Source organism: Paenibacillus sp. FSL K6-1566 (assembly GCF_038050475.1).
Classification (GTDB): Bacteria; Bacillota; Bacilli; order Paenibacillales; family Paenibacillaceae; genus Paenibacillus_AQ; species Paenibacillus_AQ lactis.
On sequence record NZ_JBBOSR010000001.1, the window covers coordinates 494,267 to 520,166 of the forward strand.

Here is a 25,900-nt window from a genome sequence, read left to right on the forward strand (position 1 = left end):
CATTTTTGGATATGGGAGTGGGGCCGAGTTCGGCCAAAATTGATTTAAGCAAGATAAAGAGGGGACCGATCGTCGCCGCGCTGATTATCGGCGCGTTCGTCTCGATCTTGAATGAGACGCTGCTGAATATCGCGTTTCCAAGCTTGATGGAGAAGTTCGGCATCGGTGAGGCGACGGTGCAATGGCTGTCCACGTCTTACATGCTCGTTGTCGGCATTCTCGTGCCTATCACGGCGCTGCTTCAACTGTGGTTTTCGACAAGGCAGATGTTTATCGGCGCGATGTCGCTATTTCTTGTCGGGACCATTATATGCGGGTTCGCTCCAGTATTCGGGGTGCTGCTGACCGGCCGCATTTTGCAGGCAGTCGGAACGGGTCTCATGATTCCGGTGCTGATGAATACGATCCTCAGCATCTATCCGCCCCAAAACCGCGGAGCCGCCATGGGGATGATCGGGCTTGTCATTATGACCGCCCCGGCGATTGGACCGACGCTGTCCGGTTTGATTGTTGACGCGCTCAATTGGCGCTGGTTGTTCTACCTCGTTATGCCGCTGGCTGCGTTCTCCATTATTTTTGCAGCTATGTTTTTGAAAAATGTAACAGAGCTTACGAAACCGAAGGTCGATTTCATCTCCATCATTCTGTCGACGATCGGCTTCGGGGGCATCGTGTACGGCTTTAGCAGTGCCGGAGAAGGCTCTTGGTCGGATCCGGTGGTTATTTGGTGCATCGCGGCCGGGGCTATCAGCCTGCTGCTCTTCGTATGGCGTCAGCTGAGCATGAAGGAGCCGATGCTGGACCTGCGTACCTTCAAATATCCGATGTTCTCGCTGGTGACGATTCTGATGCTTGTGCTGATGATGAGCATGTTCTCCACGATGATCATGCTGCCGCTGTTCTTGCAGAATGCACTGGGAATGACGGCGCTGGCAGCCGGCCTTGTCATGATGCCGGGCGGTATTATCAACGGACTGATGGCGCCGATCACGGGCAAGCTGTTCGACAAGTTTGGGCCGAGAGTGCTGGTCATTCCGGGACTCGTCCTGTTAGTTATTGCCATCTTCCTGTTTTCGCGCGTTAACGCTTCATGGACGGGTGGTTATGTCATCTTCCTTCATGTTATGATGATGATAGGTATATCCATGGTCATGATGCCTGCCCAAACAACGGCTCTGAATCAGCTGCCGAGACTGCTGTACCCGCACGGAACCGCGATTATGAATACTCTTCAGCAGGTAGCGGGGGCCGTCGGTATGGCGCTGTTTATAAGCATCATGACAGCAGGAGCTAAAAATTATGTCGTGACAACCGGGGATCTGAATCCGGTCGAGAGTATGATAGCCGGCCTTCATAGTGCTTTCATCACCGGGCTTGTTCTGGCAATTGCCGCATTGGTGCTGGGTCTGTTCGTGAAACGCGCATCTACGCCTTCTGAACAGGAACGGTCCGCCGCATAAAGATTCCTGTGTCGATGGGAAAGGATGCATGCATTCTGAGCAAAAAAGAGAATGACGAATTGAGTCAAAAAATCTTGGATACGGCTCAAGCGTTGTTTAATAAATACGGGGTCGAGGACGTATCCATGCATCAGGTGGCCAAAACGGCCGGGATCGGTCAAGGCACGCTCTATCGCCGTTATCCAAGCAAGAGCAAGATATGCTTTTCCTTGATGGAAGCGAAAATCGATCGGTTCCTGCAGGAGTTGGATGAGTATCTTCGCAACAGTGATGAACCGGTCGCCGTCCGGATTCGGACGATTATCACCCGCGTGATCCTGCATTTTAATGAGGATTTGGAGTGGCTTCGGGTGATGCTGACCTCCGACAGGCTGGAGGAAACCAAGAATCATCTGTGCGAAAATCCGCCCTTCACCTATCTGCGGCTGCAGATCAAGACTCTGCTTGAGGATGCGGCGGAACAAGGCGTTCTGATGCCCGTGGATCCGCAGTTTACTTCCGTCATGATGGCCTCGCTGCCGCGTGCGGATATTATCTTGTTCCTGCGCGACATGGGATACAGCGCGGAGCAGATTGCCGAGCAATATTGCCGAAGCTTTGTGGATCCGCTGTTTGTAGACCGTTCAACCATATAGCATTCGCGGTAACCATGCCGCTTCGCCTCAAGACCTGCCGGTCTTGGCGAAGCGGCTTTTCTTTTCCTGTTGTTACAGCAGGCCTGAAGCGGCAAGCCGGTATAAGAGAAGGGTCCCGCGAGACTCATTTGGCAAGTGCTTTGCTCATAATCGGGCCCCGGGCGCGTGAGCAGGTATAAACCCAGGCTGCGGCGAATACTGTACACCAATATCGTCCATTCCAGGATGGACCTTTGGTGGGGGGATGCGCATGAAGCGCAGTTGGGTCAATTCGCCGTATTCATTTTCGCTCGGGATGTTTGCCATGATGGTGCCGAGCCAGGCGTTCAGCTCCTTTTACATCTTCTTTTATGTGGATCAGCTGGGATTGGGAATTGGGCTGGCATCTCTGGCACGGACGGTTTTTCTAATCTGGGATGCGGTCAATAATCCGCTGATGGGGTATTGGTCCGATCGGACGAAGACAAGATTCGGAAGGCGCAGGCCGTGGGTGTTCGGCGCGATTCCGCTGTTTATGCTCACCTTTGTGCTCGTATTTTCCCCGCCGGAGGGACTTGGGCAGAACGGACTTTTTACGTGGTTTCTGATAACCCTAATTCTCTACGAGGCGGTAGCGACGGTGCTGTGGGTCAATTACGGGGCATTGTTTCCGGAGCTGTTCCGGGGCGACCGTCTTCGTGCCAAGGCTTCGGCGGTGCAGCAGGGCTATCAAGTCGTTGCTCTGCTGATCGGTACGGCCGTGACGCCGATTCTGTACGATGCGATGGGGTTCTCGAACATGGCGATCCTATATGCGGTGCTGTTCGGCGCGTTCATGTTCATATGCATGATGAGCGTCCGGGAGCTGGAGGCTTATCGGGAAGCAGACCCGCTCCCGCTTGGCGCGGCATTCCGGGAAACGCTCCGCAACAAGAAATTTTGGGTATTCAACATCTCGAATTCGTTCGCACAGACGGTGAACGGGCTTATTAGCTCGACGATTCCCTTCTATGCCAAATATGTGCTGAAGATTCCTGACGACCAGGTGTCGCTGCTGCTGGCGTCGGTATTTGTATCGGTCATTCCGCTCGTGTTCGTCTGGTACCGGATCATCCGCAGCATGGACGGCGTGAAGGCTTGGCGGCTGTCCTTGGCGATATACGGTCTGTCGGTCATTCCGCTCTGGTTCGGCTTTAACCTGGTCAGCGGCATCTTGGCCGGCATCGGCGTCGGCTTCGGGCTTGCCGGCTTTCTGGTGACCCCGGCCGTTGTCAGCGGCAGTATCATCGATGAGGATGCGTTGCGAACAGGCTTGCGGAGGGAGGGGATCTACACGTCCGTGAGCGGGTTTATTACGCGTTCGAGCGGTCTGATCTCCGCGCTTGCCTTCTGGGTGGTCGGCATCATCTTTGGATATGAAAGCGGCGACAACCCGGGAAGCGATCCGGAATCGACCTTCCGTTATTTAATGAGCGTCGTTCCGCTATGCCTGCTGGTCGTTTCATTCCTCGTATCCTTCCTTACCAAAATCGAATTTTCTAAACCGATCGGAGGCGTGCATGAGCATGGAGCGAAGATTGATCATCAATTGTGACGATTTCGGGCAGAGCGGGCCGATGAATCAGGCCATCCAGCACCTGCTTGAAGAGAATAAGGCATCATCGGCCACTATTATGACGGTTGCCCCCGGATTCGAGGAGGCGGCAGCCTGGGCATCGCGCAGGAATCAGGCCAATGTGGGTCTGCATCTGACGATGACCAGCGAATTTGAAGCCTTGCGATGGCGAAGCCTGACCGGACATTCCTCGCTTCATGATGCCGAAGGCTACCAATACCGGACGGTCCGCGAGTTCGAACAAGGCGCTGAGGCTGGAGCGGTGCTCAAGGAACTGGAAGCCCAGTACCGGCTCGCCCGCAGGGCAGGGATCCGGATTAGCCATGTCGATAATCATATGGGGAGCCTGTACGGGATAGAGACGGGGCGCAGCCTCATCCCTCAGATGCTGTGGAAGACCTCCCGCTGGAAACTCCCGGTGCGGCTCTTCCGCTATATCGATCCGGAGGACTCCCTGCTCCGCTCCCTGCCGAACATCGAGCGGCCGGTAGCGCTGGCATCGGGCTTAGCCGATACCTTCGGGGTTCCGATTCCGGATTATTTGCTCTCGCATCCCTTCGCCAAGCTGGAGGGGGAGACGTACGACAGCTTCAAGCAATCGATCATTGCCAGACTGTATCGGCTGCCGGAAGGCGTATGCGAAACCTATGTCCATCCGGGAGTGGAGGATGACTGGATGGAGGCGAATATTCCGAACTGGGAGAAGCGGGTGTGGGAGTTCAAGCTTTTGTTTGACGATGATTTTGCCTACGGGATGCGGGATGCCGGCGTAATCCTGACGGATTACCGGTATGTCGAGGCGCACTTGAAACGTCCCCGCATGCGGTCGGCGATGAAGCTGGTCAAGGTGCTGGCCAAGAAATCGTAATCGGGCGCTGGAGTCTGGCAAGCTTGGTCGCCGAATTCGGCCAGCCGACACACCCAAGCCTGCATGACATTAGTCCAGCCAACAACTTGCCGGATCCAGCAAGCAGCCTCTGCCCGGCCAGACCTGCCAACAAACTTGCCAAGCCTAGGCTCTCCAACAGAACTTCCGGGTCCAGCAAGCAAGCCATCCTGAAGCGGGTCAGCTATAACGACTGCCTGGCCTGGGCCAAGCATCAAGCCTGCCGGGTCCGCCAAGCCAAGCCCTGCCCAACCCGGGCAGGGCTTGTTCTTGAATTTTAGTTTATCGTTTCCTAAAGGCTATTCATCGCCCGGCATCTTCCTTCGCAGCCTTCAGCTCCAGTTGGGTGATTTGTGCCTTGTACTGCTCAAGAAGGTGGGCCAGCGCGTTCTTGATGGCTGCGGAATCCTTCGATTCCACGGCTTCTGCAAGCTCCATTCGCGCTTCGATGAATGCGATATCGCTCTCGGTAAGTTTGACGGCCTTAAATTCCTTATGGTGGCCTGGAGCTGCTTCAATAGGGATACCGTCCGGAGATACGGCTGCTGCCGCTTTGATAGCAATGCTCGCTTCTATAGGGGAGACGATTGTGTCGCTAGCCGTATCATCGGACTTAAGCTCATGCCGTATGATCGTTTTCACCCATTGCTTAGGGAAACCCTGTTCCGCGATATCGCTCGGTTTCGCGACATGTACCAGGCCGGCATCACTTTTTATCTCGTAATTTCCCAAGATCTCTGAATCTCCCAGGATCTTTGTAATTTCAACCGTTTTCGCAGCCTCTTTCAATTCCTTGATGTCTTGGCCCTGAATGTCCAGCGCTTTAACTGCTGCAACGGCTGCTGCGCGGATGGCCGCAGGCTTTCCTTGTGCTTCCGGATCCGATTCGAAAGGAGCGGCTTCGGCCGTAATGAAGAGGGCCTTCCCTTCCGCTACGGCCAGCTTCTTGTATTTCTCCAGCGCCTGCTCCCAGTCTTTCAGCGTCTCCGGTGCGTACCGCTTGGCCAGCTCCAGCGGATCAGGCAGTATGCGAACGGAGGAAGCGACCGGACCGGCTTCCGTGTGGTATATCTTCACATTGTGAAGGGATCGATCGGTCGTAGACGAGTCTGCGGAGGCATGGGCCGTGCCGGCGGATGCCGCAAGCAGAGCGGCCGAAAGGGCCAGCTTGCCGAAAACATGCTTGTGATTCATCGTAACACTCCTTTTTTGGGGGATAAGTTGTCTTACAGCTTCCAATTTACAGATCGGCATTGGCAGAACGTTGGTGCTTTTGTGGAAAAATAATGGCATTTCCCATTCGCCGACCGCCGCTTGGTATACTGGGAGAAGATAAAGCCCGGAGGTACATGAAATGAATGCAAATGTGCTGATTGCGGTCGTTGACGATGACCAGCATATCCGTAACTTGGTGGAGGCCTACTTGCGTAAGGAAAACTACAGGACGGTCGGTCTTGGAACTGCTGAGGAGGCCTGGGAGCTGTGGCGGACGAATCCGCCGGATATGTGGGTGCTCGACATTATGCTTCCTGGCATGGACGGCTTCGAGCTGTGCCGGCGAATTCGTACGAAGGCCGAAGTGCCGATCATCATGATTTCCGCCAAGGACAGCGAAGTGGACAAAATTTTGGGGCTTGAGCTCGGAAGCGACGATTACATGGTGAAGCCGTTCAGCCCCCGCGAACTGGTGGCCCGCATCAAACGGCAGCTGAGCCGGTGGTATAAACTCAATCATACAGGCGGAGCTTTCCAGCCTGCGTCCAAGTCTGCAGGGATTACGAACGGCCGTCTCCGGCTGCTGCCGGACGAGCGGCGCGTATTCTGGGACGGAGCTGAAGTGGATATGACCAACAAGGAGTTCGAGATGCTCCGGGTGTTCGCCGAGCATCCGAATCGCGCGTTTACGCGGGACGAGCTGCTGACCTCCGTATGGGGGGATGATTATTTCGGCAGTGACCGTGCGGTCGACCATCTGATCAAACGTCTACGGAAAACGGTGGAGCAGCTGCCGATCGAGGCGATCTGGGGACACGGATACCGAATGCGGGCCGAAGGAGGAGAGATATTGCCATGAAGCTGGTGCATCAGATTAATCTGGCGTTTGCGATATCACTGATCGCGGTTCTGTCAGTGACGGCGGTGATCATCCATTACGTGCTTCTTGACCATTTCATCGGAACGCAGCGGAAAGACATGCAGTCCATTGGAGCTCAAATGACAGCAACTTTGGTCAGCGCGGCTGAGAAGCAGATTCCGATTGAAGAAGCCCCTTTGGCAATGGCGAGCGGGATTTCCACTTACCCGATCGTCGACGTGGCTGCCGTCATTACGGACATGCAGGGAAATGTGGTCAGCTCCATGCCGCTTCCTGCGGCGGTCCCGGCGGAAGCAGCCCCGATCAAGGGTACCGAGGGCCGATCTGTCGGGATTGCCGAAGGCCTGACAGTCCGGCAGATGCTGAAAGATGATCTCTTCCTTACGGAGGTTACCTCGGTGCCTCAAGGCACGCTTACGCTGATCACGCCGATCAGCAAGATCAAGGCGATCGAGCAGGCGCTGCTGGGACGGCTGCTGCTCGTCTTCGGCGCCGGGGCGGTCATGATGCTGATCCTAAGTCTGTTTATAACGAAAAAGCTGATCAAGCCGCTCATGCTGCTTCGGGAAGAGCTGAAGAAGGTGAAGGAGCGTCAGTTCTCGGAGGTCCGGCGAGTGGGCGCTCCGGGAGAAATCGGCATTGTGGCGGAAGCCGTCCATGAAATGGCGAACGAGCTGGAGCGGTATAGCCATGTGCAGAAGCAATTTTTCCAGAATGCCTCCCATGAGCTGAAGTCGCCGCTCATGTCGATCTCCGGATATGCGGAAGGCATCCGGGATGGCGTGTTCGAAGGGGAGGATATCCGCAAGGGGCTGGACATCATCATGAGCGAAAGCAGCCGAATGAAAAATATCGTAACTGAAATGACCCTGCTGGCGAAGCTGGATAGCGAGGAGGATATTTTTCGGGCGGCTCCCGTCCACCTGAAAGAGCTGGTGGAAGAAGCCGTCGAGAGGATCAATCCGGTCCTCGTCAAGAAGGGGTTGTCCGTGCATCTTTCCTATGCCAAGAACGAAACATTAATCGTATATGCGGACCGCGATAAGCTGCTGCAGGCTCTCCTGAACATCGTCACTAATGGCGCAAGGCACGCCAGTAAGCATATTTACATCCACGCCGGCATTGAGAAGGGACGGGTGGTGCTGTCCGTCTCCGATGACGGGGAGGGAATCGCCGAGGAGCTCCTTCCATTCCTCTTCCACCGGTTCGTAAAGGGGAAAAACGGGGAATCCGGTCTCGGCTTGGCCATCGCACGGGCGATTGTCGAGCGCTGCGGCGGACTGATCATGGCTGCCAACCGCAAGGAGGGGGGTGCAGTTATCACGCTCGGCTTCCCTCCGTATCGTGCTGCAGGAGCGTGAAGCTGTTAAGGGACGGGCTGCTGACACGAACGGCCCTTGCGAAGCAACGGGGAGCCGCTAAAGCCTGCATGCATTCTGGCTTGAGCAAAGATTGAGGGCGCGTGGGTTAAAGCAGAGCCTCACGCCCGATTACCTTCTATTGACAACAAAAGTGCAAGGGGCTACAATCATACAAAAAGGGCGATAGTGAGCACTAACAAACGAAATGGGGAGGGAGCATAGGTGAAGCTTAGGGAAACGATGAGCAACAAAGACAGACTGCTGCTGACGGCAATCGATCTGATGGTCTTGAAGGGATACAAGGGAGTATCGACCAAGGAAATCGCATCAGCCGCGGAGGTTAGCGAAATGACGCTGTTCCGCAACTTCGGAAGCAAGCAGAATCTGCTGGAGACAGCAATCGAGCGCTTTTATTACGCCGGGGAAATGAAGCGTGTGTTTGACGAAGAGCTGGTCTCGGATTTGGAGAGCGACCTGCTGCTCATCAGCCGGCGATACCAAGAGAGCATGAACCGCAACCGGAAGATGATCCGCATCGTGCTGCAGGAGCCAGAGCTGAAGCCGCTTAGGGACCAGGCCCAACGGCATCCGAGGCTGCTTAAGGAGATGCTGACGGAGTATTTCGATCAGATGCAGCGCGAGGGAAAGGCAGCAAGTACCGATTCGGAAGCGGCGGCGTTGTCGTTCATGTGGATGAATTACGGGGCGTTCATGAGCAGCTTGTTCGAAGCGGAGCCGATTACCGACGGGAGTATGCCGGGGCTTCTGGAGAACGGGATCTCGCTGTTCGCAAGGGCCATGAGGCCGTGAGAGCCAGCCTCGTGCCCCCAAATTTTCGCCACGGTACAGGAAAAAACTCGTCAGAACGACGTTTTTTTTACAAGAATAGATAGTTAGCACTAACTATTGATTGTGATCAAAGGCAGGTATGAAAAAAGGAGGGATCTGTTTATGAAAGAGTCTCATATTACACGCTCCGAGCAGAAGCCGGTCGGCTTGACCGCAGCTGCGGGATTTCAGGTCGGGGTCCGCAGAACGTTGCCGATCACGCAGGAGGAGGCATGGCGATTGCTGATTTCACCCGAGGGATTGTCCCTATGGCTGGGAGAGGTCGAGACGCTGGAGCTTGCTCGGGGAACGGCTTTTGCGACACGGGAGGGAAATCATGGGGAGCTGCGCGTCGTCAAGCCTATGCACCAGCTTCGGATGTCATGGCAGCGGGCCGGCTGGAGCGTCCCCTCGACCCTGCAGATCCGCCTTCTGCCAACCAAGCAGGGGGGAACGACCATCAGCTTCCATCAGGAGAAGTTGAAGGATCTGTACGCCAGGGAGCAGATGAAGGCGCATTGGGAGGATGTGCTGCACCGATTGAAGGAAGCATCCGATGGATTCAGCAAGGAAGCCCCATGAATAGCCTCTGCTGAACCAATGCCGATGGAGCACCATTCCTTCTCCCTAAAGGCCTGCCTTCAGACCGGGGATTGCTTGCACACCCGCACAAAATGATCAATCTTCCCTGACATCGGACGTAAACTATAGAGGAGGGAGTTAGAGGATTTTCCCGTTTCAAGCAGAATTCTATATATATCCGGGCATGATGGATGATAGCAGGTTCCCTGCATTTTACAAAAAAAGAAAAGGCGATGGTGATTGTCCATGGGTATGCAATTTCGGGTTGAAAAAGATTTTCTGGGGGAAAAACAGCTTCCGGCTGAAGCTTATTACGGCATTAATACCGTCAGAGCGGTTGAGAACTTTCCGATAAGCGGCGTGCCGATCCACGCAGAGCTGATCTCCGCGCTTGGGGAAGTGAAGAAGGCGGCAGCACTGGCCAATATGGAGCTTGGGTTTCTGCCGAAAAAGATCGGCCAAGCCATTGTGGAAGCAGCAGATGAAATTATCGCAGGCAATCTCCGTTCGGAATTCATCGTGGATTCGATTCAAGGCGGAGCAGGCACCTCGATTAATATGAATATGAATGAGGTTTTGGCGAATCGTGCGCTGGAGCTTCTAGGGAAGCAGAAGGCGGAATACTTTTACTGCAATCCTAACAATCATGTCAATATGTCGCAGTCCACGAATGACGCCATTCCGACCGCGATCCGCATTGCCTCCTACCGCCTGGCGCAGGAGCTGCTCGCGGTATTCCGGACGCTGGTGGATGGTATTCGGGCGAAGGCCCGGGAGTTCGATGATGTGATCAAGATGGGACGCACGCATCTGCAGGATGCCGTTCCGATTCGGATGGGGCAGGAGTTCGGGGCGTACGCCAACGTGCTCAGCCGGGATATTGCCCGGATTGATCGGGCTGCGCAAGGGCTGCTCGTCGTGAACATGGGGGCAACAGCGGTTGGAACAGGACTGAATGCAACGCCGGCTTATATGGACAGCGTGGTGAAGCATTTGGTTGAACAGACGGGATTCACCTTGAAGCAGGCCGAGGATCTCGTCGATGCTACCCAGAATACCGATGCTTATATGGAGCTCTCGGCTTCCTTGAAGGTATGCGCCGTGAATATTTCGAAAATGTGCAACGACATCCGCTTAATGGCCTCAGGGCCGAAAGCCGGGTTGAATGAGCTGAATGTGCCGGCAAGACAGCCGGGCTCTTCCATTATGCCGGGTAAGGTTAATCCGGTGATGGCCGAAGTAATGAATCAGATCGCCTTCCAGGTGATCGGAAACGACCATACAATCAGTCTGGCTTGCGAAGCGGGACAGTTCGAGCTTAATGTCATGGTTCCGGTAGCGGCGAACAATTTGATGCATTCCCTTAAAATTTTGAGAAACGGAATGGACGTGTTCTACAAGAACCTGGTGGTTGACCTGCAGGCCAATAAGGAACGCTGCAAGCACTTCGTTGATACCAGCTACGGCATCATTACCGCATTGAATCCGCATTTGGGTTATGATGTGGCGTCCCGCTTGGTGAAGGAAGCGCAGAAGACGGGCCAGAGCATCCGGGAGATCATTCTGGAGCAGGGTCTGTTGACGGAGGAGCAGGTCGAGGTTATTTTGGATCCGTATCACATGACCTCCCCGGGAATCGCAGGCGAGGAGTTTCTGCTGAACCAGTAGGCTCCAGGAAGACAGAATGCTTGGGTTCCAGGTAAATGGCAACACGGCAGATCCAGGCTTACCATAAAGGAATTACGGCTTGAATAGCATGGCGGTGCAGGTTAATCCTGCGCCGCTTTTTTTGCGGCTTTAGCCAGTTGAGCTCGCGAAGCGTGCGAAACAAAAAACCACCCGCTATGCGGGTGGAGGGATCGAGGTTTGACCAACAAGACCATTCCGATAAAATTGAGATGTTCAGGCTCAATAATGAAAGGAATGGTCTTAGATGGCAAACAAGAGCTATAGTTTAGCTCACACGAAGTGGATGTGCAAGTACCACATTGTGTTCACCCCGAAGTATAGACGGAAAGAGATTTATAATCAAGTGAGGAAAGACTTAATCGAAATATTCAAACGATTATGTAAATACAAGGGAGTGGAGATAATCGAAGGTCACATGATGCCCGATCATGTACATATGTTGGTAGCAATTCCCCCAAAAATCTCAGTATCATCATTTATGGGATACCTGAAGGGGAAAAGCTCACTCATGATATTCGAGAAGCATGCTAGCTTGAAGTATAAATATGGTAATCGAAAATTCTGGGCGGAGGGATACTACGTCAGCACAGTGGGCTTGAATGAAGCCACCGTGGCAAAATATATCCGTGAGCAAGAAGCACATGACCAAGCAATTGATAAACTGAGTGTGAAAGAGTATGAAGACCCATTCAGCAAAAACAGTAACAAGAAGAAGTAAACCAGTTTAACTGGTAAGTGAAAGTGACAAATTACACTGAGCCTGAACAATTTTATTGTCAGGCTAGCGTCTTTAGGCGCAGTTTGGCAACAAGGGGTTATACCCCAAGAGCAAACCACCCGTTTGACGGGTGGTTCTGATTTTTTTCATGAACTTATATCTTAGTTCCTTATCCGACATCCGGCTCATGGTGATCGAACCCAAACGGCCAAAAAAAGCCAAGGGCGGAGACAAGCCGATATGGTATGATAATGTTAGATATATGAGGCAGAGGGCAGGCCGCAGGGTCTGTGCCGTGCCCTCTGATTGTATTAAAGAGCAATTCTTAAATAAATGAAACGTAATATAAAGGGGTACGCGCTTGTGGAGAATCAATACGGTGAAATCACAGATCGGGAGATTATACAGGATGCTAAACAGCAGTGCAAAGATAAAGGGATGAATCCGGCGTTTCTTCCATCTCATCCTGATCGATTGGATCCCGAGGCATTAGCCGCAAGGCGTGAAAAATATAAGGAATATATCGAAGTTACGCAGATGTTCGTTCGGAAATTTCTCTCCTCCGGCTCAGGCAATCCGGTCATCATTACGCTTACGGATGATGACGGGTACGTGCTTGATCTTGCAGGGGATCCTGCCATTATCGAAACGGTGAGAGAACTGGGAATCGGAGAAGGGCTCGGGTATAACGAGCATAACGGCCCGAGCTCGGTTCATCTGTGCCTCCGGCACAAGCGCCCGTTCCGGTTAGTCGGAGAAGATCATTATCATCACATTCTCCAGCGGATGGCCTGTTATTCCGCTCCTTTCCGGGGCGAAGATGGCTCAAGGATTCTAGGCACGCTCTCCCTCATGACCGATATTGAGCACGAGCATCCTCACCTGCTTGCGTTGCTCTGCACAATGGCGGATTCGCTCGAGCGCGAAATGTTTACCCGGAAGCAGAACACCCAGCTTCAGACTCTGAATCAGGTGCTCATGGATACAAAGTACCACGGCGTCATCATTACCGACGACAGCGGGCGGATTCTAAAGATGAACGATTGCAGCTTAAGGCTGCTCTGTCCGGATGATGGCGACCGTTCGAACTATGTGAGCCGGCCGATATTTGAGATTCCTCCGATCAGCCGGTATTATGAGCAGGTCATTCACAAGGGGGAATCCTGCATCGGCGCCGAGCTGACCATGGAGCTTGGCGGGGATATTCATCACTATATGCTGGATGTGCAGCCGGTCTACGACCGGGAGGGCAATCTCATCCGCGTGATCGGCACCCTGCGGGACATTACGGAGATGAAGCGAACGGAGGAAGTGCTTCGCAATACGGAGAAGCTGGTCTTTGCCGGACAGGTGGCCGTGAGCATTGCCCATGAAGTCCGCAATCCGCTAACAACGGTCAAAGGGCTGCTGCAGCTGGCACATCGGGACAATAACCTGCGCCATTATGATTTGATGATGTCCGAGCTGGAACGGGCCAACCTCATCGTGGGGGAATTTATGATACTGGGTAAGCCCCAGGCGACGGTGTTCAAGCTTGAGGATTGCGGCGGAATTTTGGAGGAAGTGCTCCAGTTGTTCGAAATTCAGACCGATTTGAATGACATTGAAATAACCCGCACCCTTGAGCAGAGCGCCACCATCCGCTGCGACCGGAATCAGATCAAGCAGGTGTTCCTGAATATTTTGAAAAATGCGATGGAGGCACTGCCTTACGGCGGCCATATTCATGTTCGTTTGGATGTATGGGAAGGGTATCAGCGGATTACCTTTACCGATAACGGCACCGGCATGACGGAGGATGTGCTTTCCCGGATCGTGGAGCCGTTTCATACAACGAAGCCCGAAGGGAACGGCCTCGGGATGATGATCGTTCACCGGATTCTTGAAACCCATGACGGGACGATGACCATTCGAAGCGAAGCGGGAAAAGGAACATCGGTCGAAATCGGACTGCCGATTCAGGATATGTAGACTTTTGGGAGATCCCGAGGCGCCTTGGGGACGGTAACGACGATTGTTTGTGTATCTCTTAGGTATGAACGAGCAAACGCTGACCGCTTCATCTTTCGGTCCGAATCGGCCGGGATGGGGTCAGCGTTTTTTGTTCATTTGCTTGAAATCACGAAGTGCGGAGTGCTACTTTTTGTACTCCATGTACAAAGCTTCGTTCGATCCCATCATGCTGGGAGATGGATTCACTTTGGCTTCATAACTTGCCAAATTTTCGATAGCAGGTATGATTTAGGTAACCATGCCGGCTTGATTAACTCGAATCGCCGGTGCAAACCGAAAACAACGGGAGTGAAGGATCGTGAGTGAGAGCAGCCGGCTGCAGGTTCAGCAAATTCGCATCGGGATCATTGGGACGCAGACCATTGTCGATAAAATCATGAAGATCATGGACACCTTTCCGTCCTTCGACCCGATGCCGCTGGTATTTCAGGAAGAAGATGAAGCGCCTGCCTTGGCTCAGCGAATCAGTGATGAGGTGGAGGTATTGTTCCTCTCCGATCCGTTGTCGCAGCGGAAGGTAAAGGAGAGCGGGCTCTTGGCGATCCCCGTTCATTATGTGCCGGTCACCGATGCCGGCTTGTATAAAGCGTTGTTCTCAGCCAGCCAGAAGGGGGAGCTTGCCGGCGGAGTATCCGTGGATACGCTGACGGAAACGATGGTTGTGCGCACGCTGAAGGATTTACGCATCCCTTCGGTACGGGCCGTCGTATACGATGGGCCGGCATATGCCCCTAAGCAGCACATAACCGCCTTCCACCAAGCCCAGTACGAATCGGGTGCATGCTCCATTGCGCTTACCGGCGTCGAATCGGTCGCCAGGGAGCTGGCCGCCCTTGGTATTCCGCATGAATGGCTGCTTCCCTCGGATCAGGATATCGTGGTGTCGCTGGAGCGGGCATTGTTATCTACGGCATCCCGCCGAAGCCGGGAAGGGCAAATCGTTGTCGGCATGATCAATGTCGATGATTTCGGAGCCCAGGCGCTTCGCCGCAGCAATGAGCACGAGGTGCAGAAGCTGAAGCTCGACATCCACCGGATGGTGCTGGATTATGTGGAATCGCTCGATGGGTATTTGACCCATCTGGGCGGGGATGAATATTTGTTTTTTACGACACGGGGGATCTTTGAGCGGGAGAGCGGCGGGTATAAGACCATTCCGCTGGCCAAGGACGTGAACAAGACCTACGGGATCTCGCTGAGCATCGGGATGGGCTTTGGCAGATCGGCCAGCATGGCGGGGACGAATGCCCGCATCGCCATGCGGAAGGCGAAGGAGGTCGGCGGCAATGCCTGCTTCATCGTCCGGGAGGACGGAACGCTGATCGGTCCGCTGGAGATGGCCGATCCGGTGCAGGAGGTGCTCTCCGTGACGGATCCCGCCTTGATCAAGCGGGCGGAGGATGCGGGGATGACAAGCGCGTATTTGAGCAAGCTGCTGAACCAGCGGGCCCGCTCCGGCAAGTATGAGTACAAGGTCCATGAGCTTGCGCATCTGCTGGATATTACGGTGCGGAGCGCGCATCGGCTGCTGCAGCTGTGGACCGACCACGGTCTTGTCGAAATTTCGGGGATCGAGAAGGTGCCTCGGGGAAGACCAAGACAGATTTTCAGATTTACGTTTTTGGAATAGCTCTGTGGAATTGCTCTGAGAACAGGCGCCTCTTCCGTTATGCGACGGAGGAGGCGCTTTTGGCGATGGACTACATCATCAAAAGAGGAATTGGAGCAGGTGGGGCTAAGATGGTGTCCTAAGCCGAATCGCCGAGCGCATATGCGGAGTTAAGGGGATACACGCGGCATATTGCGAGCCGTAAGACTCCGCCTTGATAATTTCTTATAGCCCGATCCGCAACCTTCCATATGATGGAACCGTTAGTAGTTAAAATGGGAAATATCCATATATAGGGGGTTAAAGGATGAGAAAGCGGAGTTCATGGATTGCTGCGTTGATGCTTACCGTGTTGCTGGTCAGCGGCTGCTCATCGGGTTCTCAAGGCAAAAGCGAAAGCGCCGGGGGAGCCCCGGAAGCCGAAACGCAATCAGCCTCGGCGGATCGGGCTTCAAACACAGACGGAGGTGCGTCGGCGAAAAACGTAACGTCGGTGAAAAGCGGTCACAATGCCGAGGAACCGGCATCGGCGGATGCCGAGCTTCCGAATATGCCATCGCCTGCTCAGACTTCCGGCGTGGGCATTAATTCGCAGGATCTGTCAAACGGGCTTAACAAAAAGCTGATGTACAAAGCGAATATCGTGATGGAGATTCAGGATTATGGCAAAGCGCAGTCGGAAGTCCGGAACATCGTGACGCTTTCAGGCGGCTATATCGTGAATTTCAGCGAAACCCAGTCCAGCAGCGAAAGAGGCGGCACGTTTATTGTGAAGGTTCCTGCAAACGGCTTCTCCTCCTTCTTAAACCGTTTGGAGAACATTGCGCATGAAAACCTGCAGCGAAGCATCGAGGGGCAGGACGCGACCGAGGAATATGTCGATCTGGAATCCAGGCTCAAGGCCAAGCAAATCATGGAGGAGCAGTACGTAGCCTTCATGAAGAAGGCGACCAAAACGACCGACCTTGTTGCTTTTGCCAACGAGCTGGAGCGCATTCAATCAGAAATCGAGCAGATGAAGGGCCGGATGCGGTACATTGACCAAAACGTGTCGTATTCCACCGTAGAAATCAGGCTTTACGAGACGCCGCAAAAAAAGGATGATCCCAAGTCCTCCGCCGCCCAGGCGCCGCTCGGCCAGAGGGTCTCCGAAGCCTTTCAGGGCAGCATCGACGTGATCACCATCATCGTCCAATGGATGATCGTCATCCTTTCCGGCTCGCTTCCCGTCTTGGTCATCGCGGCCCTCGTCCTGCTCATCCTATGGCTGGTTCGAAAATCGGGGCAGCGGAAACGGGAAGAGGCTGCCCAAAAGCGAAAGCTGCTCAATAACGGGCCGACGTTTGAGGAAGGGCATCCGGAAGGCCCACAGGACGAGGAAAACGAAAGGAAAGACGAATAACGGCAAGAGTTAAACTTAAGAATACGATGCAGGCAGTCGCCTTTGGTTTCAGATTTCTACTGTGCCAGGTTCTATACCGTCAAGAAATCTGAAACCTACAGCGATTGCAGAAACATTTTGCGTGCTTGCCCTAGCATCCATTTATTTAAAGACGATTTAAAGATTTGTCTTTATATAATATCCCCCCGTATGATGAAAGGGAATCAATACGAGGAGGAGATGAAATGATGTTGACCGTTGAAGAACTAGAAGCGAAGCTGGCTGAGCCTTCGGAACAGCTGGTCGCCGATCTGGCGTCATTGGATGGAGATATTGTGGTACTTGGCGTCGGTGGGAAGATGGGTCCGAGCCTTGCGAGACTGGCGGCGAACGCTGTCCGCGAAGGAGGCGGGGGTAAACGGATCATTGGCGTGTCCCGGTTCTCGAACCAGGAGGCTAGACGCGAGCTGGAGGAAGCGGGCGTCCACACGATCTCGTGCGACCTGCTGAACGATGGGGAGCTGCAGCAGCTGCCGGAAGCCCCGAACGTCATTTATATGGCCGGGAATAAGTTCGGCACGACCGGCCGCGAGTATTTCACCTGGGCGATGAATTCGTATTTGCCTGGGCGGGTGGCCGAGAAGTTCAAGCAATCGAGGATCGTGGTGTTCTCGTCGGGGAATGTGTATCCCTTCTCCCCGGTAGGGAGCGGCGGTGTGAACGAATCGGTTGCGCCGGAGCCGATCGGCGAGTACGCGCAGTCCTGCCTGGGCCGGGAGCGGGTCTTTGAATATTTCTCCCATCAGAATGGAACGCCGATGGCCATTTACCGTCTCAACTACGCGATCGATATGCGGTACGGCGTACTGCATGAGCTGGCCAAGGCCATTCATGAGGACCGCCCGATTCACCTGGCGATGGGGCACGCGAATATTATATGGCAGGGGGATGCCAACGCGATGGCGCTCCGATCTCTCTTGCATTGCAGCACTCCGCCCGAAATCATCAACATTACCGGACCGGAGACGATGTCGATCCGCTGGGCGGCACAGGAGCTGGCCAAACGGATGGGGAAAGAGGCGCGGTTTATCGGCACGGAATCCGAAACGGCGCTGCTGAATAACGCGTCGAAGTCGCACCAGCTGTTCGGCTATCCGAAGGTATCCCTGCTGCAGATGATCGACTGGACCGCAGCATGGGTACAGGCTGGCGGCGAAAGCTGGAACAAGCCGACACACTTCCAAGAGAGAAAGGGGAAATTCTAAATGAGCGGACTGACAACCACCACCTTGCAATTGGCTCCCGAAAAATTAGCGGCCCTCCATCAAGGGCTCGTCATTCCGGCTCACCCCCTCGCCTTGGACGAGAACCGTAAGCTGGACGAACGACGCCAGCGGGCCTTGTCCCGTTACTATGCGGCATCAGGCGCAGGCGGCATTGCGGTCGGCGTGCATTCGACCCAGTTCGAGATTCGCGAGCCCGGCATTGATCTGTACGAGCCGGTGCTGCGGCTTGCGGCCGAAGAAATCGGCAAGGCCAAGCTTGAGCGTCCGTTCATCCTGGTCGCGGGCGTCTGCGGCCCGACTCCGCAAGCGTTCGAGGAGACGGAGATCGCCGGAAGGCTCGGTTATGACGCGGTGCTGCTCAGCATGGGCGGTCTGGACGGCTGGAGCGAGGAAGACATCCTGAAGCGGACTGAGGCGATCGCCGCTAAAATGCCGGTTATCGGCTTCTACCTTCAGCCATCGGTCGGCGGAAAGATCTTCTCCTTCGATTTCTGGCGGGCTTTTGCCGAAATTCCGAACGTCGTGGCCATCAAGATGGCGCCGTTTAACCGGTACCAGACGATCGACGTCGTACGTGCCGTCTGCTACTCCAGCCGCCGGGACGAGATCGCGCTGTATACCGGCAATGACGATAATATCGTGAACGATCTGCTGACCACGTACCGTTTTCAGGTCGACGGGGTTGCTGTAGAGAAGGAGATCGTCGGCGGGCTGCTGGGCCATTGGGCTGTATGGACGCAGAAAGCGGTCGAGCTGCTGGAGGAAATCAAGGAGGCGAGAAAAGCCGGAAGCCTCTCCAAGGAATGGCTGACGCGCAATGTCGAGATTACGGATTGCAATGCGGCTTTCTTTGACCCCGCGCATGGGTTCGCCGGATGCATCCCGGGAATCCACGAGGTTCTCCGGCGCCAAGGGCTGCTGAAGGGAACCTGGTGCCTGAATCCGCATGAGACGCTGTCACCGGGACAGGCCGAGGAAATTGATCGGGTCTATCGTGATTATCCGCATCTGAATGACGACGACTTTATTCGCGAGCACTTGGAAGAATGGCTTTCGGACTGATACAATGAGGGCAGAATAGTCGAAAGTGGGGAATCGCGTATGCGGTTTAAAGATGTGTTTTCAATTATCGGGCCGAGTATGGTGGGGCCGTCGAGCTCCCACACCGCCGGGGCCGTCCGGATCGGAAGGGCTGCGCGGCGCATATTCGGCGCGTTCCCCGACCAGGCGGAAATTGTATTTTACGGCTCCTTTGCCGATACCTACCGCGGTCACGGCACGGATCTGGCCGTTGTCGGCGGACTGCTGGATTTTGCAACGGACGATATGCGCATCCGAAGCTCCATTGAGCTGGCTGAGGCGGCAGGCATCAAGCTAACCTTCAAGACGGCGCAGAATGTCGCTTTCCATCCGAATACGGTGGAGCTGAGACTAATCAGCGGTGAGCGCGAAGATCGTATTGTAGGCGCTTCCATAGGCGGAGGCAGCGTTGAGATGCTGCGGGTGAACGGCTTTGACGTCAAGTTCACGACCAACTATCCGGTGCTGCTGGTCTTTCATGACGATACGCCGGGCATGGTGGCGCATATCACCCGCCTGCTCGAGGGCGGAGGCGTTAATATCGCCTATATGGATGTGGATCGCAAGGGACGAGGCGGTGATGCCCTGACCGTCGTCGAATCGGACGAGGCGGTTCCGCAGGAGCTGATGAAGCATATCGAGGGCCTGCCGGGCGTGCATCGCGTCGTGTTCGCGGATTTGACGACAGAGGAGGCGGCGTCATGAAATTTTCCACATTGAAGGACATCATTGCCTGCTGCGAGAAGGATCAAGTGACGATCGGGCAGCTGATGCTGCAGGAGCAGATCAAGGAAACCGGCAAAAGCCGGGAAGAGACATTCAAGCAAATGGCCGATTATTACGGCATTATGAAAGAGGCGGTTCACCGGGGCATTCATGAGCCGGTTCCGTCGAAGAGCGGCTTGACCGGGGGCGATGCCGTCCGGGTTCATGACTATTTGTCAACGGGCGTGCCGGCGCTCGGCACGGATGCGTGCACGGCGCTCGCCTATGCGCTGTCCGTATCGGAAGTGAATGCGTCCATGGGACGGATCGTGGCTACGCCGACCGCCGGCTCTTGCGGCATCATTCCAGGCGTGTTCGTCAGCGCGCAGCAGCGATTTGGCTGGGATGACGAGCATCTGGTCATGGGACTGTTCAGTGCGGGCGCCATCGGTTATGTCATAGCGAACAATTCATTCATATCGGGCGCCGAGGGCGGCTGTCAGGCCGAAGTAGGCTCTGCGATCGGCATGGCCGCCGGCGCATTGACGGAGCTTCGCGGCGGTACGCCGGAGCAGGCGGTCCATGCGGTAGGACTCGCACTGAAGAACTCGCTGGGTCTCATCTGCGACCCGGTCGGCGGTCTGGTGGAGATTCCGTGCATCGTCCGCAACGGCTTCGGCGCGGTTACGGCGCTGGCGGCGTCGGATATGGCGCTGGCTGGCGTTCGAAGCGTCATCCCATCGGATGAAGTGATCGATGTCATGCTGGAGGTCGGCACGGCTATGCCGGCCAAGCACCGGGAGACCGCAAAGGGCGGGCTTGCACAGACGCCGACCGGCAAGAAAATTTTAAAGGACCTCTACGGGAAGGAAGGCAAGAAGCTGCGCGAGAAGGGTGCAAAAGGGAAGGGGGAGTAACCGGATATGACGCTGTTGAATATCGGCATTATCGGACTGGACACGTCCCACGCGGTTGCGTTTACCCGGCTGCTGAACGATCCCGGGCACCCGTACCATATTCCGGGCGGCCGGGTTACGGCTGCGTTCCCCGGAGGATCGCCGGACTTTCCGCTAAGCGCCGGCCGGGTGGACGGCTTCACGAAGGAGATCAAGGAGCAATTCGGCGTCGCGATTCTGAATACGCCGGAAGAAGTGGCTGCCGCTTGTGACGCCGTCCTTCTGCTATCGGCAGATGGGCGGGTACACCTCCGGCAGTTCCGCTCGATCGCTTCTTACGGCAAGCCGGTGTTCATCGACAAGCCGCTGGCGCTGCGCACGGATGAGGCGATGGAAATCTTCGCCGCGGCATCCGGCGCCGGCGTGCCGCTGATGAGCTCCTCCTCGCTCCGCTATGCGGATGCGCTCGCCAAGGAGCTTGCCGGAGAAGGCCGCGGCAGCATTCTGGGCGCAGACGTATCAGGGCCGATGGATGTGCAACCGACCCAGTCCCACTATTTCTGGTACGGCATTCACGCCGTCGAGATGCTGTATGCCGTGATGGGAAGGGGCGCCAAGGAGGTCACCGCGGTCTCTACGGAGACAGAGGAGCTGATCACCGGCGTTTGGGAGGATGGCCGCATCGGAACGGTGCGCGGGAGCCGGAGGGGCACCGGCAGATTCACGGCGTTGATCCATCGAAGCGAAGATTGCCGATTTATCGATGCCGGGGCATCGGATAAGCCGTGGTATGCCAGCCTGCTGGAGCAGGTGATGGTCATGTTTACCGAGCGGCGAACCGTTCTTGCGGCAGAGGAAACGCTTGAGGTGATCTCATTCCTCGAAGCTGCCGAGAAGAGCAGACGGAGCGGCTGCAAAGAGCAGCTCATGTGACGCCGTCATTTGTGAAATTGATCGGTTAAACCATGCGCGCAGCCTCCATTTCGGAGGGGAAAATGAACATCAAATGAACACGAAATGTGAGGGATTTCCGGAGGGAAATCCCTTTGTTTTTTTGCTCTATTTCTACCGCTTTAGCATTTTCTACACAGCCAAAAAGCCTGATATATCAAGGGATTCAGCGATTTTAACATAGGCTGCAGGGAAAAATTCCAGCTGGCTGAAATACGATGGTTTACGAAAACCTGAAAGCGCTTTTATGATGAGGGCGGGTAGAAAATGCAATATGCTCTTCAGCCCGAAGGCAGCTTTACGAAAAGTAAGAAATGCATTCGCGAAAAGCTGCACAGGACGATAGGACTTGGGAGGGGATAACCGCCTGCAGGAACATCCAATGAACGACCATCATCCAAACGCATTACGCGGCAGGTCATGACTGAACGAGAATGAAGAAGGAAAACGACGGGGGTAGTATAACGAAGGCATCCTAGAATCCAGCTACTTACGAATATCCAGATTTAGGAGGAGCGCATATATGAGAAAACCAAAACCATGGTTTCGTATGGCACTTGTATTAACCATTATCATGTCGATGCTCGCTGCATGCAGCGGCGGGGGCAAAGGGGCAGCGCCGGAGGCGGGAGGCGGCTCAGGCGAAACGCCTGCTCCGGCCGCACCGGCCGATCCGAACCAATACGGAGATACGGGCGGGCTCAAGCTGCCGCTGGTGGATAAACCGACAACCCTCACTTGGATGGTGGTGAGCGAGAAGACGGACCTCAATGACTCGCTGCTGGCCAAGGAAATCGAGAAACGCACCGGGATTAAAATCAACTTCCAGGCGTATTCATCGGCCACGTTCAACGACAAGCTGAAGGTAACGGTCGCTTCCGGCAAGCTGCCGGACATTTTCCACGGCCTGACGCCGTCGGAGCTGAAGAAGATCGGTAAGCAGAAGGCAGTCGTTGCGATCAACGAGCACCTCGACATGCTGCCGAATTTCAAGCGGATGTATGTGGACGAGAATCCATGGGTCATTCCTTCCTATGGGGATGAATCGGGGAACATCTATACCTGGCCGGTGGCGAACATCAATCGTGACGTGAACCACGGCTTCTTGTACCGCAAGGATATTTTCGACGAGCTGGGCATTAAGGAATGGACGAACACCGAGGAGTTCTATCAAGCGCTTAAGAAGCTGAAAGAGGCTTATCCGGACTCCTATCCTTACGCCTCCAAGACGAAAGAGCATATCTTCCGCGACTGGGCATTCGGCTGGGGCTTGGGCGGCGCCAACTATCCGGTATATTACGACGAAGCGTCAAAGGTCTGGAAATATGCGACCGTGCAGCCGGAGCATAAGGAAATGCTCGATTTCATGAAGAAGCTGTACAACGAGGGTCTTCTGGATCCGGAATTTATGACCGATACCGACGATTCCTGGACCGCGAAGATGACGAGCGGCAATAAATCCTTCGTTACCTATGACTGGATCGGCCGTCTGGACCTGTTCTACAACCAAGTGAAGGACCAGAACCCGAACTATGATCTGCGGTACGGCAATCCGGTAGGCCCTACGGGCAACGGCAAGACGATTGATAGCATTACGAACGGCTTCAGCATCGCGGTTGCGAACAACGATAACAAGGAAGCGGCGTTGAAGCTGCTGGACTACTTGACGAGCCCATCCGGCGCCACGCTGGTAACGATGGGAGTAGAGGGCGAAACCTTTAAACTGGAAGGCGATAAAGCCGTTTATCCGGAGCTGACGGACGTTCCATTGGTGGATATCAGCGTGCTGGAGGACCGCTATGGCCTGTGGCTGCAAGGCTTGTACGTCAATGCCGACAAACGCAGCGTGTACTTCAACTATACGGAGAAGGAGCAGGAAGCCCAGGATAAGCTGCTGAACGGCAACAAATTCGAGCCGCTGGATCCGGTGCTGAACTTCACGGATGACGAAACGGCCACGATTGCGGAAATTCAAACCTCGCTGAAGAAATTGGCGGATGAATTCAACGCGAAGTACATTCTGAATAAGAGCTATGGCGATGCGCAGTGGCAGCAATGGCAAACGCAAGCTGAAAAGCAGGGGGCCAAGCAGCTGGTCGACATTTTCAATGCCGCTCAGAAGAGACTGGATGAAGCTACGAAGTAAGCAGCAACAGATATAAGGCTGATGGCGGCATCCGGGATTCACACCTGGATGCTGCTCATCTTCTTAAGGAGGGAAAGAACACCATGGCAAGTGCAGGGACAGAGATGAAGCCGGCCGCTCCCCGCGGGAGAATCGGCGGACGAATGGTTGCAGCCTTTCAGCACATGAAGCGGGACCGGCAGCTGTTAATTTTGTTTATTCCGTGCCTGTTGTTTTATATTATTTTCCGTTACGGACCCCTGTACGGCTTGATTATTGCTTTCAAGGACTACAGCGTGTTCACCGGCATCATGGAAAGCGATTGGGTGGGGCTTAAGCATTTCGAGAAATTTTTCAGCAGTCCGGATTTTTGGCTGCTCTTTAAGAACACGCTGCTTCTCGGCGTATACAACCTGATTTTCGGATTTCCGTTTCCGATCATTTTGGCGATTCTCTTAAATGAGGTTAGGGTCCGGTGGTTCAAGCGTTCGGTGCAGACGCTCAGCTATCTCCCCTCCTTTCTGTCGGTTGTCATCATCAGCAGCATGATTATCGATTTCCTCTCGCCGAACCAAGGGATCATTAACCAGTTCATCGCGGCTTTGGGCTTTGAGAAAATCTATTTCCTAGGGGAACCCAGCTGGTTCCGGACCATTTATGTCTCCTCGGACATCTGGGCGACCGTAGGCTATGAGGCGATCATTTATATGGCAGCCATCGCGGGCATCAACCCTTCCTTGTATGAAGCGGCGAAGGTGGACGGAGCCAAACGCCACCATATGATTTTCCGGATTACGATTCCCGCTATTCTTCCGACGATCATCATTATGTTTGTCCTGAAGACGGGTTCGATGCTGCGTATAGGCTACGAAAAGGTGCTCCTGCTCTACAGCCCGATGACGTATGAGGTAGCCGACGTATTCTCGACTTACGTCTACCGGAAGGGACTCATGGAGAGCAATTACAGCTATGGCGCAGCCGTAGGCTTGTTTGAAGCCGTTGTCGCGATGATCCTGCTGTTATCCTCTAATTACTTCAGCAAGCGATTGGGAGGCAGCGGACTATGGTAAACAAACGATTCAGTCTTCGAAACATCTCGTTGTTTGGCATCGTAAACACGATCATTCTGACGTGTCTTGCTATCATTACCGTCTATCCCGTGATATATATTACAGCCGTTTCGCTCAGCGCGACGTCCGAGGTGGTGCAGGGGAATGTTACGCTGTTCCCGAAGGGCTTCAATCTCGACGCGTATGCCCAGGTGCTTAATGACGACCGGGTACCGCGCGCGTACCTGAATACGATCATGTACACGGCGCTCGGGACGGCCATCAACCTGCTCTTAACGGCCGTGGCGGCCTACCCGCTGGCACGCAAAAATTTCTTCGGACGCAAGTTCTTTTTGCTGGCCATCATCATCACCATGTTCTTGAACCCGGGCATTATTCCGAACTATTTGATCGTCTCGGAGCTGGGGCTGCTTAACAGCGTATGGGCCTTGGTGCTGCCGAATGCGATCTGGACCTTCGAGCTGCTGATTCTGAAGAGCTTCTATGAGAATATGTCGGAATCGCTGCGCGAGGCGGCTGTTGTCGACGGCGCATCCGAGTACCGGATCCTGTTCCAAATTGTGATCCCGCTCTCGAAGCCGGCGCTCGCTTCTATCGGTTTGTTCTACTTCATGGGCCACTGGAACAGCTTTTTCATTCCGATGATTTATTTGAACGATTCGGTGCTGTACCCGCTGCAGGTGGTGCTGCGCGATATGCTGATCTTCAGCGAGAACGGCAGCAATCCGAGCCTGGTCGACGCGGCGGCGCTGGCCCCGCAGGCGATGAAGAACGCAACGATCGTATTGTCGATGATTCCGGTGCTTCTGATCTATCCGTTCGCGCAGAAGTATTTTGCCAAGGGGGTTATGCTCGGCTCTGAAAAAGGCTGATCGTGAAGGGACCCGGGCCATGTGTGTTGAATATGAAGGGATGACATCAAGAGAGGTGAATCCA

Annotated in this window: 23 protein-coding genes; 22 read left to right on the top strand and 1 reads right to left on the bottom strand. The window is 54.6% G+C overall.

Annotated elements, in window-relative coordinates; translation table 11 throughout:
* Positions 1 to 11 precede the first annotated feature (11 nt).
* The 5 genes from NST08_RS02150 to NST08_RS02170 all read left to right on the top strand — a co-directional run bounded on the left by NST08_RS02150 (position 12) and on the right by NST08_RS02170 (position 4,856).
* On the top strand, positions 12 to 1,460 hold the full coding sequence (locus NST08_RS02150; RefSeq protein WP_376773061.1) for an MDR family MFS transporter: 1,449 nt from the start codon (positions 12 to 14) through the stop codon (positions 1,458 to 1,460).
* Positions 1,461 to 1,519: 59 nt separating this feature from the next.
* Positions 1,520 to 2,095: a TetR/AcrR family transcriptional regulator gene (locus tag NST08_RS02155; protein ID WP_232239381.1), complete on the top strand. Its 576-nt coding sequence runs from the start codon at positions 1,520 to 1,522 to the stop codon at positions 2,093 to 2,095.
* 250 nt (positions 2,096 to 2,345) lie between these two features.
* Positions 2,346 to 3,668, top strand: a complete 1,323-nt coding sequence (locus NST08_RS02160; RefSeq protein ID WP_007130613.1) for an MFS transporter — start codon at positions 2,346 to 2,348, stop codon at positions 3,666 to 3,668.
* On the top strand, positions 3,640 to 4,557 hold the full coding sequence (locus NST08_RS02165; protein WP_034273828.1) for a polysaccharide deacetylase family protein: 918 nt from the start codon (positions 3,640 to 3,642) through the stop codon (positions 4,555 to 4,557). Before NST08_RS02160 ends, NST08_RS02165 begins: the two co-directional genes overlap by 29 nt.
* Before the next feature lie 23 nt (positions 4,558 to 4,580).
* On the top strand, positions 4,581 to 4,856 hold the full coding sequence (locus NST08_RS02170) for a hypothetical protein (protein ID WP_138919332.1): 276 nt from the start codon (positions 4,581 to 4,583) through the stop codon (positions 4,854 to 4,856).
* A 22-nt stretch (positions 4,857 to 4,878) separates the two neighbouring features.
* Here NST08_RS02170 and NST08_RS02175 read toward each other — a convergent pair whose 3' ends face one another.
* A complete protein-coding gene (locus NST08_RS02175; protein ID WP_007130611.1) occupies positions 4,879 to 5,769 on the bottom strand; it encodes a hypothetical protein in 891 nt (296 codons plus the stop codon).
* Between the two features lie 160 nt (positions 5,770 to 5,929).
* On the opposite strand from NST08_RS02175, the gene NST08_RS02180 reads away from it, so the two are divergent.
* From NST08_RS02180 to NST08_RS02260, 17 genes are all read left to right on the top strand, one after another.
* On the top strand, positions 5,930 to 6,649 hold the full coding sequence (locus tag NST08_RS02180) for a response regulator transcription factor (RefSeq protein ID WP_028406203.1): 720 nt from the start codon (positions 5,930 to 5,932) through the stop codon (positions 6,647 to 6,649).
* Positions 6,646 to 8,031 carry a sensor histidine kinase gene (locus tag NST08_RS02185; RefSeq protein WP_028406202.1) on the top strand — a complete coding sequence of 462 codons (1,386 nt, stop codon included), beginning with the start codon at positions 6,646 to 6,648 and terminating at the stop codon, positions 8,029 to 8,031. Before NST08_RS02180 ends, NST08_RS02185 begins: the two co-directional genes overlap by 4 nt.
* 222 nt (positions 8,032 to 8,253) lie before the next feature.
* Complete coding sequence (locus NST08_RS02190) at positions 8,254 to 8,841, top strand: TetR/AcrR family transcriptional regulator (RefSeq protein WP_028406201.1); 588 nt, start codon at positions 8,254 to 8,256, stop codon at positions 8,839 to 8,841.
* A gap of 141 nt (positions 8,842 to 8,982) precedes the next feature.
* On the top strand, positions 8,983 to 9,441 hold the full coding sequence (locus NST08_RS02195; RefSeq protein WP_341341405.1) for an SRPBCC family protein: 459 nt from the start codon (positions 8,983 to 8,985) through the stop codon (positions 9,439 to 9,441).
* A gap of 246 nt (positions 9,442 to 9,687) precedes the next feature.
* Positions 9,688 to 11,109: an aspartate ammonia-lyase gene (locus NST08_RS02200; protein ID WP_341341406.1), complete on the top strand. Its 1,422-nt coding sequence runs from the start codon at positions 9,688 to 9,690 to the stop codon at positions 11,107 to 11,109.
* 265 nt (positions 11,110 to 11,374) lie between these two features.
* Positions 11,375 to 11,848, top strand: coding sequence for an IS200/IS605 family transposase (tnpA, locus tag NST08_RS02205; RefSeq protein WP_007127619.1), 474 nt, complete (start codon positions 11,375 to 11,377; stop codon positions 11,846 to 11,848).
* Between the two features lie 333 nt (positions 11,849 to 12,181).
* Complete coding sequence (locus NST08_RS02210; protein WP_341341407.1) at positions 12,182 to 13,819, top strand: ATP-binding protein; 1,638 nt, start codon at positions 12,182 to 12,184, stop codon at positions 13,817 to 13,819.
* Between the two features lie 340 nt (positions 13,820 to 14,159).
* Positions 14,160 to 15,491 carry a hypothetical protein gene (locus tag NST08_RS02215; protein WP_341341408.1) on the top strand — a complete coding sequence of 444 codons (1,332 nt, stop codon included), beginning with the start codon at positions 14,160 to 14,162 and terminating at the stop codon, positions 15,489 to 15,491.
* Positions 15,492 to 15,777: 286 nt separating this feature from the next.
* Positions 15,778 to 16,872 (top strand): DUF4349 domain-containing protein, encoded by a 1,095-nt coding sequence (locus tag NST08_RS02220; RefSeq protein ID WP_341341409.1) that lies wholly within the window; start codon positions 15,778 to 15,780, stop codon positions 16,870 to 16,872.
* Between the two features lie 227 nt (positions 16,873 to 17,099).
* Positions 17,100 to 18,116, top strand: a complete 1,017-nt coding sequence (locus tag NST08_RS02225; protein ID WP_341342602.1) for an NAD-dependent epimerase/dehydratase family protein — start codon at positions 17,100 to 17,102, stop codon at positions 18,114 to 18,116.
* On the top strand, positions 18,117 to 19,199 hold the full coding sequence (locus NST08_RS02230) for a dihydrodipicolinate synthase family protein (protein WP_341341410.1): 1,083 nt from the start codon (positions 18,117 to 18,119) through the stop codon (positions 19,197 to 19,199).
* A 39-nt stretch (positions 19,200 to 19,238) separates the two neighbouring features.
* A complete protein-coding gene (gene sdaAB / locus NST08_RS02235) occupies positions 19,239 to 19,922 on the top strand; it encodes an L-serine ammonia-lyase, iron-sulfur-dependent subunit beta (protein ID WP_341034527.1) in 684 nt (227 codons plus the stop codon).
* Positions 19,919 to 20,839 carry an L-serine ammonia-lyase, iron-sulfur-dependent, subunit alpha gene (sdaAA, locus tag NST08_RS02240; protein WP_341341411.1) on the top strand — a complete coding sequence of 307 codons (921 nt, stop codon included), beginning with the start codon at positions 19,919 to 19,921 and terminating at the stop codon, positions 20,837 to 20,839. Before sdaAB ends, sdaAA begins: the two co-directional genes overlap by 4 nt.
* Positions 20,840 to 20,845: 6 nt before the next feature.
* The gene (locus NST08_RS02245) at positions 20,846 to 21,751 is read left to right on the top strand and encodes a Gfo/Idh/MocA family protein (protein ID WP_341341412.1); all 906 of its coding nucleotides are present in this window, start codon (positions 20,846 to 20,848) and stop codon (positions 21,749 to 21,751) included.
* Between the two features lie 541 nt (positions 21,752 to 22,292).
* Positions 22,293 to 23,915 carry an extracellular solute-binding protein gene (locus NST08_RS02250; protein ID WP_341341413.1) on the top strand — a complete coding sequence of 541 codons (1,623 nt, stop codon included), beginning with the start codon at positions 22,293 to 22,295 and terminating at the stop codon, positions 23,913 to 23,915.
* 83 nt (positions 23,916 to 23,998) lie between these two features.
* Positions 23,999 to 24,964 carry an ABC transporter permease subunit gene (locus tag NST08_RS02255; protein WP_028406188.1) on the top strand — a complete coding sequence of 322 codons (966 nt, stop codon included), beginning with the start codon at positions 23,999 to 24,001 and terminating at the stop codon, positions 24,962 to 24,964.
* The gene (locus NST08_RS02260; RefSeq protein WP_028406187.1) at positions 24,958 to 25,836 is read left to right on the top strand and encodes a carbohydrate ABC transporter permease; all 879 of its coding nucleotides are present in this window, start codon (positions 24,958 to 24,960) and stop codon (positions 25,834 to 25,836) included. The genes NST08_RS02255 and NST08_RS02260 overlap by 7 nt, the downstream gene beginning before the upstream one ends.
* Positions 25,837 to 25,900 lie beyond the last annotated feature (64 nt).